The 14912-nt window shown below is 72.3% G+C and carries 13 protein-coding genes and 1 riboswitch; of the genes, 10 read left to right on the top strand and 3 right to left on the bottom strand.

Features of this window, described 5'->3' with window-relative positions; all coding sequences use genetic code 11:
* The first annotated feature begins 11 nt into the window (after positions 1-11).
* From HL658_RS33200 to HL658_RS33185, 4 genes are all read left to right on the top strand, one after another.
* Entirely contained in the window at positions 12-347 is a 336-nt protein-coding gene (locus HL658_RS33200; RefSeq protein ID WP_180286575.1) for a hypothetical protein, read from the top strand.
* Between the two features lie 20 nt (positions 348-367).
* Complete coding sequence (locus HL658_RS33195; RefSeq protein WP_180286574.1) at positions 368-937, top strand: hypothetical protein; 570 nt, start codon at positions 368-370, stop codon at positions 935-937.
* 64 nt (positions 938-1001) lie between these two features.
* Positions 1002-2324, top strand: a complete 1323-nt coding sequence (gene deoA / locus HL658_RS33190; protein ID WP_180286573.1) for a thymidine phosphorylase — start codon at positions 1002-1004, stop codon at positions 2322-2324.
* 26 nt (positions 2325-2350) lie between these two features.
* Positions 2351-3253 carry a DMT family transporter gene (locus tag HL658_RS33185; protein ID WP_180286572.1) on the top strand — a complete coding sequence of 301 codons (903 nt, stop codon included), beginning with the start codon at positions 2351-2353 and terminating at the stop codon, positions 3251-3253.
* 12 nt (positions 3254-3265) lie between these two features.
* On the opposite strand, the gene HL658_RS33180 is transcribed toward HL658_RS33185, so the two are convergent.
* Together HL658_RS33180 and HL658_RS33175 are read right to left on the bottom strand one after the other, a co-directional pair.
* Entirely contained in the window at positions 3266-5431 is a 2166-nt protein-coding gene (locus HL658_RS33180) for a methyl-accepting chemotaxis protein (RefSeq protein ID WP_180286571.1), read from the bottom strand.
* Between the two features lie 151 nt (positions 5432-5582).
* On the bottom strand, positions 5583-5927 hold the full coding sequence (locus HL658_RS33175; RefSeq protein ID WP_180286570.1) for an STAS domain-containing protein: 345 nt from the start codon (positions 5925-5927) through the stop codon (positions 5583-5585).
* 179 nt (positions 5928-6106) lie between these two features.
* A riboswitch (TPP riboswitch) is annotated at positions 6107-6204 on the top strand.
* Positions 6205-6266: 62 nt separating this feature from the next.
* Here HL658_RS33175 and HL658_RS33170 point away from each other — a divergent pair.
* The 6 genes from HL658_RS33170 to HL658_RS33145 all read left to right on the top strand — a co-directional run bounded on the left by HL658_RS33170 (position 6267) and on the right by HL658_RS33145 (position 13809).
* Positions 6267-7415 (top strand): ABC transporter substrate-binding protein, encoded by a 1149-nt coding sequence (locus HL658_RS33170; RefSeq protein ID WP_180286569.1) that lies wholly within the window; start codon positions 6267-6269, stop codon positions 7413-7415.
* The gene (locus HL658_RS33165; protein WP_180286568.1) at positions 7412-8284 is read left to right on the top strand and encodes a branched-chain amino acid ABC transporter permease; all 873 of its coding nucleotides are present in this window, start codon (positions 7412-7414) and stop codon (positions 8282-8284) included. The genes HL658_RS33170 and HL658_RS33165 overlap by 4 nt, the downstream gene beginning before the upstream one ends.
* Complete coding sequence (locus HL658_RS33160) at positions 8277-10001, top strand: branched-chain amino acid ABC transporter ATP-binding protein/permease (RefSeq protein ID WP_343055410.1); 1725 nt, start codon at positions 8277-8279, stop codon at positions 9999-10001. The genes HL658_RS33165 and HL658_RS33160 overlap by 8 nt, the downstream gene beginning before the upstream one ends.
* The gene (locus tag HL658_RS33155; RefSeq protein ID WP_180286567.1) at positions 9998-10717 is read left to right on the top strand and encodes an ABC transporter ATP-binding protein; all 720 of its coding nucleotides are present in this window, start codon (positions 9998-10000) and stop codon (positions 10715-10717) included. The genes HL658_RS33160 and HL658_RS33155 overlap by 4 nt, the downstream gene beginning before the upstream one ends.
* Positions 10718-10796: 79 nt before the next feature.
* Positions 10797-11921, top strand: coding sequence for a hypothetical protein (locus HL658_RS33150; protein WP_180286566.1), 1125 nt, complete (start codon positions 10797-10799; stop codon positions 11919-11921).
* Positions 11922-11973: 52 nt separating this feature from the next.
* Positions 11974-13809, top strand: a complete 1836-nt coding sequence (locus HL658_RS33145; RefSeq protein WP_180286565.1) for a chloride channel protein — start codon at positions 11974-11976, stop codon at positions 13807-13809.
* A gap of 10 nt (positions 13810-13819) precedes the next feature.
* Here HL658_RS33145 and HL658_RS33140 read toward each other — a convergent pair whose 3' ends face one another.
* A complete protein-coding gene (locus tag HL658_RS33140) occupies positions 13820-14710 on the bottom strand; it encodes an IclR family transcriptional regulator (protein ID WP_180286564.1) in 891 nt (296 codons plus the stop codon).
* Between the last annotated feature and the right edge of the window lie 202 nt (positions 14711-14912).

Here is a 14912-nt window from a genome sequence, read left to right as displayed (position 1 = left end):
GGAGGAGTGCCGTGCTCGCGGTCTCGAAACGGTCGTATCTGGAGGACCTGTCGTTCCTTACCCCGGATTTCGTTCGGAAGGCGATCGCGGAGCTTGAGCGATCGGGTTTCGTCACGGACGAGCACGATTTCGCTCCCTACCGGGAGACCATGACCGAGAATGTGGCCGTCATCGAGAAGGCGTTGCTGGATGGCGGCTACCGTGGCGGCCCGATCCGTGCCGGGTTCGTGGATGATCACCCGCAAGCCGGATACGCGTATTTCATCTATGACGAGCACCGTTTTCCCGTTCGTACCGCGGCCGACGCGGCGGTTCGGCGGTGGCTCGATGTCCGCTATGGGCAATGAGGGTCCGATCGATGTTATCCGTGTTCATCGCCGAGTCGAACAACCCGTCGGACGTCTATGACGGTCGCCTCGATGGCTACGCGGCAAACGAAGTCCTGAAGGTTCGGCGCCTGCGCACCGAATACCGGATGGTGTTCGACATCGAACACGTTCACCGGGCCGTTGCGGATGCGGCAGCCGGTGAATTCGATGTCTTCCACCTGTCGTGTCATGGCAATGGTGATGGGATCGGCTTGACCGATGGGGATTCGTTGAATTGGATGGAATTGGCTCGATGCTTCGGGCCGTTCGCCAGCCTTCAGCGCATGATCGTGATTTCTTCGTGTATGGGCGGGCATGTCGGCTTCTCGAAGGCCCTGCAGAAGACGGGCAGCAACGTTCGGGCGGTGTTCGGCGCCCTGGACGACATCGGGTTCTCCGACACCTGCATCGCCTGGTCCATCCTCTACAACGAATTCGCGTCCAAGCCCTTGACCGTGAAGACGTTCCAGGGGGCGATCGACAAGTTGAACACGGTCATCGACGGCCGGTTCGTCTATCGTCGCTTCGACCCGATCCGCAAACTCTATGGTCGCTATCCCTCCGCCTGAACGCCGGGACGTGCTATATGCCCGCCATGCCGCCGAAGGCGGCGCCACAGCATCGCAGGTCCACATGCTGCCGCAGGAACTGATCCGCCGGAAACGCGACGGCCACGAGCTGGCGGGCACGGACATCGCGGCGTTCGTGCGCGGCATCACCGCCGGCACGGTGACGGAAGGCCAGATCGCCGCCTTCGCCATGGCGGTGTTCTTCCGCGGGCTGTCGATGGACGAGCGGGTGGCGCTGACGCGCGCGATGGCGGAGTCGGGCTCGGTGATGGACTGGCGCCCGCTGGGGCTGCCGGGGCCGGTGCTCGACAAGCATTCCACCGGCGGGGTGGGGGACAAGGTCAGCCTGATCCTGGCGCCGGCCGTGGCCGCCTGCGGCGGTTTCGTGCCGATGGTGTCGGGGCGCGGGCTGGGCCACACCGGCGGCACGCTCGACAAGTTCGAGAGCATCCCTGGCTACCGCGCCAAGCCCGACCGGCCGACGCTGGAGCGGGTGGTGAGGGAGGTCGGCTGCGCGGTGATCGGCGCCACCGACGACATCGCCCCCGCCGACCGGCGCATCTACGCGGTGCGCGATGTGACGGCGACGGTCGAGTCGATCGGCATGCTGACCTCCTCCATCCTGTCCAAGAAGCTGGCGGCCGGGCTGCACGGCCTCGCCATGGACGTGAAGTTCGGCTCGGGCGCCTTCCTGCCCGATTTCGGGCAGGCGGTGGAGCTGGCGGAGAGCATCACCACGGTGGCGACCGGGGCGGGGCTGCCCACCGTGTCGCTGCTGACCGACATGAACCAGGTGCTGGGCCGCACCGCCGGCAACGCGGTGGAGATGGTCGAGTCGATCGCCATGCTGCGCGGCGAGCCGTGCGACGGGCGGCTGCTGGAAGTGACGCGCGCCCTGTCGGCGGAGATGCTGGTGCTGGGCGGCCTGCAACCCGACATCGACGCGGCCCGCGCCGCCTTCGACCACGCCATCTCGTCCGGTGCCGCGGCGGAGCGCTTCGCCCGCATGGTGGCGGCGCTGGGCGGGCCGTCCGACCTGCTGGACGCGCCCGAGCGCCATCTGGCCGCGGCGCCGGTGGTGCGGCCGGTCTTCGCCGTGACGCCCGGCCATGTGGTGGCCGTGGACGTGCGCGCGGTGGGTGTCGCGGTGGTCGAGCTGGGCGGCGGGCGCACGCGGGTGGAGGACCCGGTGGACCATGCCGTCGGCTTCACCGACGTGGCGGCGCCGGGCGAGCTGGTCGGGCTCCAGGAACGGCCGCTCGCCATCGTCCACGCCCGCAGCGAGGACGCGGCGCAGGCGGCCACGGCGCGGCTGCGCGCCGCCGTCACCATCGGTGCCGACGCGCCCGCGGCCGGGCCGCTGATCGCCCGCCGCATCGCGGCCTGATCCGGCACGGGCGGGACCAGCCGGTCATGGAACATCCGGTCGGGGCGGACGAACGCGCGCATCTGCGGGGCATCGGGCTGATCGTCACCGCCTTCGCCCTGTTCTCGGTCACCGACGCGCTGATGAAGCACCTGTCGGGGCTGTACGCCCTGCCGCAGACGGTGTTCTTCACCACGGTCTTCGGCATGATCCCCATCCTGGGGCTGGCCTTCTGGCAGGGTGGGCTGCGCACGCTGGCGACGCGGCGGCCGGGGGTGCAGGTCCTGCGCAGCGTGTTCGGGGTCAGCGCCGGCTATTTCACCTTCTACGCCTTCACCCGCATGCCGATCGCCGACGTCTACGCGATCCTGTTCACCGCACCGCTGATCATCGCGGCCCTGTCGGCGCTGCTGTTCCGGGAACGCATCGACGCCCGGCGCTGGGCCGCCATCCTGGCGGGCTTCGCGGGCGTGCTGACCATGCTGCGGCCGACCGGCGACATCATCGACCCCGGCGCGCTGGCGGCCTTCGCCAGTGCCCTGTGCTTCGCGGGCTCGGCGCTGGTGCTGCGCCATCTCGGCCGCGACGAGACCGCCCCCTCCTTTCCCTTCTACGGGAACCTGCTGGCCATCGTGGTGCTGCTGCCGGTGCTGCCCTTCGTCTTCGTGCTGCCGGGGCCGGCGGATTTCGCGCTGATGGCGGCGTCGGGGCTGACCTCGGGCACCGCGCTGTGCTGCCTGCTCACCGCCTTCCGCATCGCGCCGGGACCGGTGGTGGCGCCGTTCCAGTACACGCAGATGGTGTGGGGCGTGCTGTTCGGCTGGCTGGTCTTCGGCGACGTGCCGGGGCCGCGGCTGCTGGCCGGCGGTGCCGTGGTGATCGCCGCCGGCCTGTATCTGCTGCGCCGCGAGGCGTCCGCCGCCCGCGCGCCCGCCCCGGAGCCGGTGTAGCGGCAAGGCCGCTCAGGCCCGGCAACCGATCCGGAAGGCGCCCCAGTGCTTGCCCTTCACGAAGATGGGGGCGGAGATGTCCCTCATGCTGGCGACCACCCCTCCGCCCATGTCGCGGCGGTAGGTCTGCACCAGCACCGGCTGCCGGTTGCGCGCCGCGGCCAGCCCGGTCGCGTCGTCGAACATGCGGCGGTTGCGGCTGTGGGCGGCGTTCCAGTCCGGCTCACCCGGCCGCTGCGGCTGCGACCAGGCGGCGTTGTGGGTGGGCAGATAGCCGTTGCGGTCGACCGCGGCGCAGAACACGGCGCGCGGAAAGCGGGTCAGCAGCGGCTCCTGCACCGCCGGGAGCAGGCGGTCGCACAGCTCCACGAAGGGGGTCGTCACCTGCTGCGGATCGGATCCGGGAACCGGCTGGTAATCGGTGGAGAAGAGCTGGTCGACGGTGATGCCGCCGCGGTCGATCGCATGGTCGAACATCCGGCCGATCGCCGCCGCGGTGTCCTGCGCGGTGTCCTTCAGGTCGCCGTCCGCGGCGCTCCAGTCCACCAGCAGGCGCTCCAGCCGGGCCGCGAGGTCGGGGGCGAGCGGGTCGAAACGGACGTGCGCGACGTCGCGTTCGGTCGCCACGATGGTGCCGGTCATACGGCCGAGCTGCTCCACATCCAGCTGGATGCGGTAGCCGTCGGCGCTGGCGAGCTGCAGCTCGCGCACCTGGCAGCCGGCGGCCGAGATGTTGTCGAGCCGGCTGTCGAAGCGCAGGCCATCGACCACGCACTGGCAGGAGAGGTCGACCGCCACCCGGTCCTGCGCCCGGCGGTTGCCGAAGCGGGTGCCGCGCAGGCTGGCGGTGACGCGGCGCTTGATGCCGAAGATCTGCTTCACCAGCCCGGTCGCGTTCTCCCACAGCTCGCTGGCCTTGCGGGTGGAGCGTTCGGCCGCCTGCGCCACGCTCTCGATCCGCTCGTGCACGTTCTGCATGCTGGCGGCCATCTCGTCGGCGTTGTCGGCGATGTCGCGGGTGACGACCGACTGTTCGCTGACGCTGTCGGTGATCGCCGCCACGTCGCCCGACACCTGCCCGATGCGGGCGGCGACGGCGGTGATGGCGGCCACCGTGCGGTCGATGGACTCCTGCATCTGCTCGATCTGGCTGCGGATGTTGCCGGTGGCGTCGTTGGTCTGCTCGGCCAGCGTCTTGACCTCCGCGGCGACGACGGCGAAGCCGCGCCCGGCGTCGCCGGCCCGCGCCGCCTCGATCGAGGCGTTCAGCGCCAGCAGGCGCGTCTCCTTGGCGATCCGCTCGATCAGCGTGACCACGTTGCCGATGCGGGCGGACGCCTCCGCCAGCGTGTGGGCGTTCACCTCCGCGTCGCGCGACAGGGTCGCGGCGTCGGACGAGGAGGAGGTCGCGTCGCCCACGCGCTTCGTGATCTCCGCGAAGCTGTCGGACAGGCCGCGGGCGGCCAGCGCGATCAGCCGGGCGTTCATGTTGGTCTGCTCCGACGCCTCGGTCACGTGGTCGCCCTCGGTCGCCACATGGTTGGCGGCGCCCAGCACCTCGTCGGCCGCACCCTCCATGGTGGCGGCGTTGCGGCGGACGAGGTCCACCGCCTCGCCCAGTTCGCGCTCGAAGCCCTCGGCGAACTCCTCCATCTCCGTCGCCATCTCGGTATCGACGGCCTGGCGCAGATAGACGGACAGCGCCAGCTCCGCCTCCATCATCACGGTGCGGATCAAGGCACCGGCCTCCACCGCGGCGCGGTCCCGGCTGAAGCGGTTGCGGCGGATCGCCTCGCCGACCATGGATTCCAGAAGATAGGAGTAGGACGCCATGTAATGGGCGGGCGACAGCCCGACCCGCTGGTGCACGCCGCCCAGCTCGCGCACCCGCTCGTGGTAGGCGTCGTCGAAGGTGGCCTGGAAGAAGCGGCGCCACTGGTCGTGGTGGAGCTGCCGCAGCCGCTCGCGCCGGCCCGCGTCGGCGAGCAGGGATCGCGTTTCCGGCAGGCCCGCCATGAAGGCGTAGAAGTCGCGCAGCGCGCCGTCGAGCGCCGGCAGGACGGTCGGAGCAAGGCTGCGCAGGGCCGCCTCGGTCGCGGCGTCGATGCGCCAGAGGCGGCGGTCGAAGCGGTGGGCGGGATCGGCGGTCGGGTCCGGCGCGGTGGCGGCCATGGTCATCGCGGTGTCTCCTGCCCGGCCGCCGGCATGAACACGCGCGGCGTGGGAAAAAATGTCGTTGCCGCGCGCTTATATCATGATGTCACCCCGCACAAGGCGCGTCCGGGTGGCGCACGCAACGGGAATTTCCCGCGTCACGCCGTGGGGCCGGTCAGGCGACCAGCAGCCGCGAGGTCGGAGCCGGCGCCAGCAGGGCGCGCACGGTGCCGCTGCGTTCCATCGCGTGGCGGACGCGGTGCGAGATGGCCGAGAGTCGCAGGCTGCCCCCGTGCTCCTGCACCACGGCCCGGAGCGCCAGCAGGAAGTCGATTCCCGTCGCATCGATGAAGTCCACCTCTTCCAGGTCCAGGTTGAAGGACGAGCCGGCGTAGTCCTCGACCATCATGCGCAGGCCGGCCATGTCTGGCATGGTGGTGGCGACAATCCGCCCGCTCAGCCGAATCTTGATCGGCGTTCCGGAACGACGGATGGGATGAACGTGGGAGTTGCTGTCCATCGACCCTCTCCTTACCCCTATATTATGCCTATACAGTAGCGAGTCTAAACGAGTGCCGCAACCGGGTGCGGTGGAATGCCGCGCCCCCTTCTGCGCGCGTTGCGTGCGCCGCCCGGCGCGCGTGTCCATGTCCCGACCGCCCGCGCTTGACGCACCGGCCGGGGCACGCCATGGTCTGGGTCTGAAGGCTGGGGTGCCCGACATTGGTGCGGGCTGAGAAACACCCATCGAACCTGATCTGGGTCATGCCAGCGAAGGGAGCCGACCGGTCCGGGGATCGTCGAACTTGCGGCGGTTTCCCTCGCGGCGGTCCCTCCGCCGGCAAGGGAGGATGCGGTCATGACGATCCTGCGACGAACGGTCCGCGCGACGGCGATGACGGGGGCGCTGCTGGCGGCTTTGGCCGCCACGCCCGCGACGGCGGCGGATTTCGGCTTTCCCGTGCTGGTGCCGGTCACCGGCTTCCTGTCGCTGGAGGGCACCAGCCAGCGCAACGGCGCCGTGCTCGCCCTGCGCAAGGCGCCGGCGGGGATCGGCGTGCGCTCCACGGTGATCGACACCGGCACCTCGCCGGAGACGGCGGTGACCGCGCTCGACCGCGCGGCGGGCGGCGGGGACCCCGTGCTCGCCGTCGCCGCCAGCATGCTGGGCACGCAGATGCTGGCCATGCTGCCGTTGGCGAAGGAATACGGCGTGCCGCTGGTCACCGTGTCGGGGACCGCGTCGATCACCGAGCAGGGCAATCCCTGGGTCTTCCGCTTCTTCCCCGGCGACGCCGTGACCAAGGCGGCGCACGCCCGCTACGTGGTGGAGGAGTTGGGCAAGCGCCGCCCGGCGGTGATCCACCAGACCACGGCCTACGGCCAGAGCGGGCAGGCGCATCTGAAGGCGGAGTTCGAGCGGCTGGGCGTGCGCCCGGTGTTCGAGGAGGGGGTGGACGCGTCCGCCAAGGACCTGCTGCCGGTCATCACCAAGGCGCTGGCGGCGGAGCCGGACGTGCTGGTGCTGCACCTGCATTCGGCACCGACGGCCCTGTTCATCCGGCAGGCGGCGGCGCACGGGGTGACGCTGCCCGTCGTCGCCGGCTCCGCCATGCACCAGCCGAGCACCGCCGCCCTGCTGGACCCGGCCGAGCTGAAGGGCGTGTGCGCCGAGACGGCGGCGTCGCCGGTGTCGGGCGGCTCGCCGGCGGTCGAGGCCTTCACGGCGGAGTACCGCGCCGCCTTCGGCACCGAGCCGGACGCCTTCGCGCTCGGCCAGTATGACGGGATGCGGATGGTGCTGGACGCGGTCGCCGGCGGCGCGCGTACGCCCGACGCCGTGCGCGCGGCCCTGTCCGCCGGCCGGCACGAGGGGCTGGCGATGACCTACCGCTCGGACGGGAAGGGCAACATGGCGCATTCGGCCGTCATCGTCTGCTACGACGGCAGGAGCCGCGTGCCCGCCATCGCCAAGCGCTACGACGACGTGACCGGCGTGCTGAAGTGACCCTCCTCCAGCTCCTCGTCAACGGGGTGGCGCTGGGGGCCGCCTACGCCCTGGTGGCGCTGGGCTTCGTGCTGGTGCTGAACGCCACCGCGGCGGTGAATTTCGCCCAGGGCGATCTGGTCATGGCCGGCGGGCTGCTGGCGGCGGCGCTGGCCCCGCATCTGCCGGTGCCGGGCATCCTGCTGCTGCCGGCGGTCATGGCGGTGATGGCGGGGCTGGGGCTGGCGGTCTGCGCCGCGGCCTATCTGCCCCTGCGGCACCGACCGCCGGTGTCGGTCTTCATCAGCACCATCGCGGTCGGCATCATCCTGCAGAACGGCGCCACCCTGCTGTCGGGACCGGAGCCGAAATCCGCCCCGCCGCTGTTCGGCGGCGGCACGCTGGAGATCGGCGGGCTGGTGGTGGCGGAGCAGTCGGCCGCCATCGTCGTGGTGGCGGCGCTGCTGATCGGCGCGCAGCAATGGGTCTTCGCCCGCACCCAGTTCGGCCGCCGCCTGCGCGCCACGGCTCAGGACCCGGAGATGGCGCGGGCCTGCGGCATCCCGGTGACCGCCATGGTGCTGGCGACCTTCGCCATCGGCACCGCCTGCGCCGGGGCGGCGGGGCTGCTGCTCGCCAACCAGTTCTTCGTGACGCCGACGTCGGGTGGCGACCTGATCCTCAAGGCCTACATCGCCGTCACGCTGGGCGGCTGGGGGTCGGTGCCGGGGGCGGTGGCCGGCGCCCTGGTGATCGCCCTGTTCGAGGTGGTGGTGTCGGCCGTGCTGTCCTACCCGGTGGCGCTGGCGGCCCTGTACGCGACTTTGCTGGCGGTGCTGGTGGTCCGGCCGCAGGGACTGTTCGGGGAGGCGGCGCGGCGCCGTGCGTAGGGGATTGGGTGGGGGGCTGCCCTGGGCCGGCCTGCTGTACGCGGCGGGTGCGGCGGCCTTGTGCCTGTACGCGCTGTTCGGCGCCACGCCCTATGGCCTGCGGGTGCTGACGGTCGCCGGGGTGTACGCGCTGGCGGCCATCGGGTTCCAGATCGTGTTCGGGCTGGCGGGTGCGCTGTCGCTGGCGCAAGGCGCCTTCTTCGGGCTGGGCGCCTACGCCTCGGGCATCCTGTCGAGCCAGTTCGGCTGGGATTTCGCGGCCACCCTGCCGGCGGCGCTGGCGGTGCCGCTGCTCGTTGCGCTGGTGGTCGGGCTGCCGGTGCTGCGGCTCGAATCCCATTACTTCGCCCTGGCGACGCTGGGGATCGCGCAGATCCTGCTGCTGGCGGCGGTCAATCTGCCGGCGCTCACCGGTGGGGCGAACGGGCTGGCCGGGGTGCCGGGGGTGGTGCTGTTCGGCCGAACGGTGCCGCGCGGGCTGCCGCTGGCGGCGCTGGTCTGGGGCATCGTCGCGGTGGGTGGGCTGCTGGCCTGGCGGCTGTCCGTGGGGCGGTGGGGGCGGGCGCTCACCCTGGTGCGCGACGATCCCATGGTCGCGGCGACGCTGGGGCTGGACGTCGGCCGGCTGCGGCTCGGCGCCTTCGCGCTCAGCGCCCTGTTCGGCGGGGCGGCGGGAGCGCTGGCCGTGCACACCCAGCGGGTGGTGTCACCGGAGGTGCTGGAGTTCCCGGTGATGGTCACCATCCTGACCGTCGCCGTGGTCGGCGGGCGCGGGCGCGTCGCCGGGGCGGTGCTGGGGGCGGTGCTGCTGCTGCATCTGCCGGAATGGCTGCGCGGGCTGGAGCGCGGTTACCTGCTCGTCTACGGCGCGGCCCTCCTGCTCACCATCGTGCTGGCCCCGCACGGGCTGACCGGGCTGGTGGAGCGGCTGCTGCCGGCCCGCGCGCGGCCCCTGCCGGCACCCCGGCCTTTGCCGGAACCGGCGGCGCCCCATACCGAGCCGTTGCGGGTGGAGGGTCTGCGCAAGGCGTTCGGCGGGGTGTGGGCGGTGGACGGGGTGTCGCTGGCGGTGCCGCGCGGCGCCATCCTCGGCCTGATCGGCCCCAACGGCTCGGGCAAGACCACCCTGATCAACCTGGTCAGCGGGCTGGAGCGGGCGGACGCCGGTCGGGTGCTGGTCGCCGGCCGGTACGCCACCGCGCTGCGCGCCGACGCCCGCGCCCGACTCGGTGTGGCCCGCAGCTTCCAGGCCGGCGCGCTGCCGGCGGCGGCGACGGTGCTGGAGGCGGTGGCCGCCGCCCGGCTGGAGCGCAGCCGCGGTGTGGCCGAGGCGGAGGGGCAGGGCATGGCGGTGCTGCACCGGCTCGGCATCGCGGACCACGCCGCGACCCTCTGCGGCGGACTGCCCGCGGGGCTGCGCCGGCGGGTGGAGCTTGCGCGCGCGCTGGCCCGGCAGCCGGCGGTCCTTCTCCTCGACGAGCCGGCGGCCGGCCTCACCGACGCGGAGAAGCGGGAGCTGGCGGCGCACCTGCGGGCGCTGGCGGGGGAGGGGCTGGGCATCCTGCTGGTGGAGCACGACATGGGCTTCCTGCTGCCGCTCGCCACCCGCGTGGTGGTGTTGGACCAGGGGCGGACGCTGTATGACGGCCCGCCGCAGGGGGTGCGGCAGGACCGGCGCGTCGTCGCCGCCTATCTGGGCGAGGGGGGCGGGGCATGACGGCGCTCCTGAGCGTCGAGGGAGTGGGGGCGGACCATGGCGGCTTGCGCGTGCTCCACGCGGTGTCGCTGGCGGTCGCGGCGGGGGAGGCGGTGGCGCTGCTGGGTGCCAACGGTGCCGGCAAGAGCACGCTCCTGCGCAGCATCCTCGGCCTGCACCCGGCGGCGGCGGGGCGGGTGCTGTTCGACGGCGCCGATCTGTCCGGCATGCGGGCCGACCGCCGCGTACGCCTCGGCCTCGGCTATGTGCCGGAGGGGCGGCGGGTGTTTCCGGGCATGAGCGTGCGCGACAACCTGGAGGTTGCCAGCCGCCAGGGCCGGGCCGGGCGCAGGGACGACCTGGAGCGGGTCTTCGCGCTGTTCCCGCAGCTCCGGCAGAAGGCGGCGGAGCGGGCGTGGCGGCTGTCCGGCGGGCAGCAGCAGATGCTGGCGATCGGCCGCGCGCTGATGGGCCGGCCGCGGCTGCTGCTGCTGGACGAGCCGTCGCTGGGCCTGTCGCCGCTGCTGGCGGGGGAGGTGTACGCGGCCGTGCGCGCGGTGGCGGACGCCGGGACGGCGGTGCTGCTGGCCGACCAGAGTGCCGCGCGCGCGCTGGCCGCGACATCGCGCGTCGTGCTGCTGGCGCTCGGCCGGGTGGTGCATGAGGGGCCGTCCGGAGCGTTGCCGGCCGGGGCGCTGCACGACGCCTTTCTCGGCGATGCACACGCCGCCGGATGATGTCCTGATGTGTGCGCTTGCGATGGCCGGGGCGCGCCGCTAGCCTGCCGACCTCGCCCCGTGCCCCCGGATCTCCGCCATGACCGTTCCGACCTGCCGCGCCCGTTCCACCTCCCTTGCCGCCCTTGCCGTTCTCGCCGCCCTCGCCCTGACCGCGGCGCCGGCCGCAGCGCAGCAGCCGAAACCGCAGCCCAAGCCCGGCGCCGAGGCGCCGAAGCCGCCGGAGGCCGCCAAGCCGGCCGGCGAGGGGCCGAAGGCGGCGGAGACGATGAAGGGGCCGGCGGCCCCGGTGGGCGAGTGGGAGCTGCGCGCGGTGAAGGCGCAGGACGGCCAGTTCTCCTATTGCGTCACCCAGTCGAAGTTCGACAGCGGCCACGTGCTGGTCATCGCGCGGACCAAGACCGGCGAGGTGAACATCGCGCTTGGCATCCCCGGCGCACGCCTGCCGCCCGACGAGCGGTGGAGCGTCAAGCTCTCGGTCGATGACAAGGCCACCCGCGACCGGGCGGCCACGGCGGCGCAGGCGGATCTGCTGGTGGTGCCGCTCGGCAGCGACGAGGAGGTGTACGGCCTGCTGGGAACCGGGCGGCAGTTGAACATCCAGTCCAACACCGACCGCATCGCCTTCCAGCTCAAGGGCACGAAGAAGGTGCTGGGCGACCTGCGGAGTTGCGCGGAGAAGGCCGGTGCGGGTTTCGAGACCAAGGCCGCAGCCCCGGCCAAGTCGCCCTTCCCGGAAGCGCTGACCGCGGTGCTCGCCGCCGCCGGCTTCCGCGAGCTGCAGCCGGTCAACTTCGAGGGCGTTCCGGTGAACGAGCGTCCCGCCGATTTCGCGTGGCGCAACGGCCACCTCTTCGGCGGCGTGCGCGAGCGACAGGTGATCAGCGACAGCACGCTGGCCGAGCTCGCCAACGAGTATGCGGACGGGCTGAAGAAACGCTGCCCCGGCGAGACCGTCGCGGCGCTGGGCGAGCCGGAGACGCTGCCGGGTCTGACGCTGCGGTCGGGGTCGGTGGACTGCACCATGAAGGACGGAGCGCTGCACATCGCGCTGCTCTACTACCTGACGGACGCCCGCCTGTTCACGGTGTTCTTCCACGAGGGGCCGGCGGCGGAGAAGGAGAACGCGATCAAAGCCCGCGACAGCATCGCCGGCGTCATCCGCGACGTGTCGCGCAAGGGAGCCAAGCCGCCCGCGAAATAGGGTGCCCCGTCCGGACGGTTGACCCTCCGACGACGGCGACCATGATGACCGCATGACCGGAGACGTGACGCGGATCGACGCCACGGCCGCCGATTCCGTGTGCGGGGCGCCGGGACGGTCGGCACCCGACGCGGCCACCGCGGCGCGCCGAACCCTGCGCGACAGCGCGCTGTCGCTGGTGCTGCTGGCTGCCCTCATCGGCGGCGCCGTCGGGCTGGGCGTCGCCCTGCTGCACCACGCGGTGGAATGGCTCCAGGTCACCGCCTTCGGCCTCCACCACGGGGCGCGGCTGGGCGAGGTGCCACCGGACGACGCGCTGCGCCTGTTCGCGGTGCCGGTGCTGGGCGGGCTGCTGCTGGGGCTGCTGACCTGGGCGGCGCGCCGGCTGAAGCGGCGGGAGACGGTTGACCCGATCGAGGCCAACGCGCTTTACGGCGGCAAGATGTCCCTGGTCGACAGCGCGCGGCTGACCCTGCACACGCTGGTGTCGAACGGGGCGGGTGCTTCGGTGGGGATGGAGGCGGCCTACACCCAGTCCGGGTCCGGCATCGCCTCGGCCATCGGGCAGCGGTTGAGGCTGCGCCGCGGCGATCTGCGCACGCTGGTCGGCTGCGGGGCGGCGGCGGCGATCGCCGCGGCCTATGGCGCGCCGCTGGCCGGTGCCTTCTACGCCTTCGAGCTGGTGTTGGGCGCCTACACGCTGCCGGTGCTGGCGCCGGTTGGGGCGGCGGCGGTGACGGCGGTCGCCGCCTCGCAATGGTTCGCCGGGCCGGGCCTGCCGATGGCCTTTCGCGATGGCGGCACCATCGACGGCACGGACTTCGCCCTCTGCGCGGCCGTCGGCTTCCTGGCCGGCTGGCTGGCGATCGGGGCGATGCAGGCGGTGAGCCTGTCGGAGCGGCTGTTCCGCGCGCTGCCGGTGCCGTCCTGGACGCGGCCGGCGCTGGGCGGGCTGGGCGTCGGGGCGGTGGCGTGGTTCGCGCCGGCGGTGCTGGGCGCCGGGCCGGGTGCGGCCCCGCCGGAGCTGGCGGGCAGCGCCGCGGCGCTGGCGGCGCTGCTGGCGGCCAAGATCCTGGCCTCGGCCCTGTCGCTCGGCTCAGGCTTCCGGGGCGGGCTGTTCAGCGCGTCGCTGTTCATGGGCGGCCTGTTCGGCAGCGTGCTGGCGGAGCTGGTCACCCGGCTGGCGCCAGGGCTGGAGTTCGACACCACGCTGCTGACGCTGGTCGGGATGGGATCGGTGGCCGCCGGCATCGTCGGCGCGCCGGTCACCATGGTGCTGCTGGTGCTGGAATCGACGCAGGATCTGTGGGCGGCGTCGGGCGTGCTGATGGGGGTGGTGCTGTCGGCGACGGTGGTCCGCCACGCCTTCGGCTATTCCTTCGCCACCTGGCGCTTCCACCTGAAGGGCGTGCCGATCCGCGGTGCGCAGGACGTCGGCTGGGTCCGCGAGCTGAGCGCCGCCCGGCTGATGCGGCGCGACGCCGTGGTGGTGCCGGCCACCCTGCCGCTGGAGGAGCTGCGGCGGCGCCACCCGCTGGGCTCGGCGAAGCAGGTGTTCGCGGTGGACGCCGGCGGCCGCTACGCGGGGCAGCTCGACATGGCGCTGGTGCACGCGCCGGGCGCCGTCGGGGAAGAGGAGGCCGGGCGGACGGTCGGTGACATGGCGGTCGCCGCCGATGGCTTCCTGCTCGGCAACGACGACGCGCAGACCGCCTTCCAACGCTTCTGCACCGCGGAGATGGAAACGCTGCCAGTGCTGTCCGACCGGGAGGCGCGGCGCGTCATCGGCTATGTGTCGGAGGCGTTCCTGCTGCGCCGTTACTCGCAGGAACTGGAGCGCATCCGCGCCGCGGAGACCGGCGACCAGGGCCTGTTCGGCCGCGACTGACCCGCTGTTCCTACCCCCTGCGGGCGGCGCGGCGGGGGCGGGGGGCGGGGGGCGCCTCGGTCTGGCGTTCCGGGGCCAAGCGTTCGGGAGCGGGCAGGGCCAGCGTCTCGGCCAGCCGCTGCGCCGCGGCGCGCAGCAGCGGCGCGTGCTGCACCGCCTGGTTCATGTTCATGCGCGCCTGGGGTGCGGAGATGGCGATGGCGGCGATGGTGGCGCCGGACGCATCGACCACCGGTGCCGCCACACAGACGACGCCGGCCAGGAACTCCTGGTTATCGACGCCGAGTCCTGCCGCCCGGATGGACTCCAGCTCGCGCAGCAGCCGCTGCGGGTCGGTGATGGTGTTCTCCGTGTAGCGCTCCAGCGGGACCTTGCCCAGGATCTGCTCCTGCCGGGCGCGGGGCTGGGCGCTGAGGAACAGCTTGCCCATGGCCGTGCAGTGCAGCGGCACGCGCGACCCCGGCTCGAACCTCAGGCCGAAGGGCCAGGCCGACTCGACACGGTCGATGTAGACGACGTGGTTGGCGACCATGACGCCCAGATTGGCCGTCTCGCCGAGCTGGCGGGACACCGTCTCCAGGATCGCGTGGCGCGGCGCGCTGCGCACCGACGCGGTGACGATCTCCATGGCGAAGCCCAGCAGCTTGCGGCCGGCGACGTAGCGGCGCCCGCCCGCCTCCCGCTCCAGCAGCCCGTCGCGTTCGAGCATGCGGGCGATGCGGTAGGCGGTCGGCTTGGGCATGCCGAGCAGGATGGACAGTTCGGCCATGCTGAGCGGCCGCTCGGAACGGGCGACCGCCTGCAGCAGCGAGAAGGCCTTGAGCGTGGGCGCCTGCCCCTCGCTTTCGGCGGGTCCCTGCGGTTCGTCGATGAGGTCGTGGTCGGCGTTGGTGTCCACCATGGCTGGCACGGTACCACAGCCGCTCCCGGTCTCCAAATCCGCGACTCTTCCAGCGGAGCGTTGAAACGGCAGCTTGAGTATTGGTGTGCTGCGTCGCACAATAATTCGACTACAAAGTATTTTCCTTCAATCTTCGGGGGAGATACGCAATTTTCGTGCGATCCCACTGGAAACCGCGCCGGCTCTATGGTATGCGTACGTA

This window comes from Azospirillum oleiclasticum, assembly GCF_013423485.1.
Taxonomy (GTDB): domain Bacteria; phylum Pseudomonadota; class Alphaproteobacteria; order Azospirillales; family Azospirillaceae; genus Azospirillum; species Azospirillum oleiclasticum.
This window is presented reverse-complemented; position numbering and strand designations above follow the sequence as displayed.

Bases quoted from the DNA above. Each gene is read 5' to 3' on its own strand.
- HL658_RS33170 (WP_180286569.1), top strand. From the start codon at position 6,267: ATGACGATCCTGCGACGAACGGTCCGCGCGACGGCGATGACGGGGGCG.
- HL658_RS33185 (WP_180286572.1), top strand. From the start codon at position 2,351: ATGGAACATCCGGTCGGGGCGGACGAACGCGCGCATCTGCGGGGCATC.
- HL658_RS33150 (WP_180286566.1), top strand. From the start codon at position 10,797: ATGACCGTTCCGACCTGCCGCGCCCGTTCCACCTCCCTTGCCGCCCTT.
- HL658_RS33140 (WP_180286564.1), bottom strand. From the start codon at position 14,710: ATGGTGGACACCAACGCCGACCACGACCTCATCGACGAACCGCAGGGA.
- HL658_RS33175 (WP_180286570.1), bottom strand. From the start codon at position 5,927: ATGGACAGCAACTCCCACGTTCATCCCATCCGTCGTTCCGGAACGCCG.
- deoA (WP_180286573.1), top strand. From the start codon at position 1,002: ATGCTGCCGCAGGAACTGATCCGCCGGAAACGCGACGGCCACGAGCTG.
- HL658_RS33145 (WP_180286565.1), top strand. From the start codon at position 11,974: ATGACCGGAGACGTGACGCGGATCGACGCCACGGCCGCCGATTCCGTG.
- HL658_RS33155 (WP_180286567.1), top strand. From the start codon at position 9,998: ATGACGGCGCTCCTGAGCGTCGAGGGAGTGGGGGCGGACCATGGCGGC.
- HL658_RS33180 (WP_180286571.1), bottom strand. From the start codon at position 5,431: ATGACCATGGCCGCCACCGCGCCGGACCCGACCGCCGATCCCGCCCAC.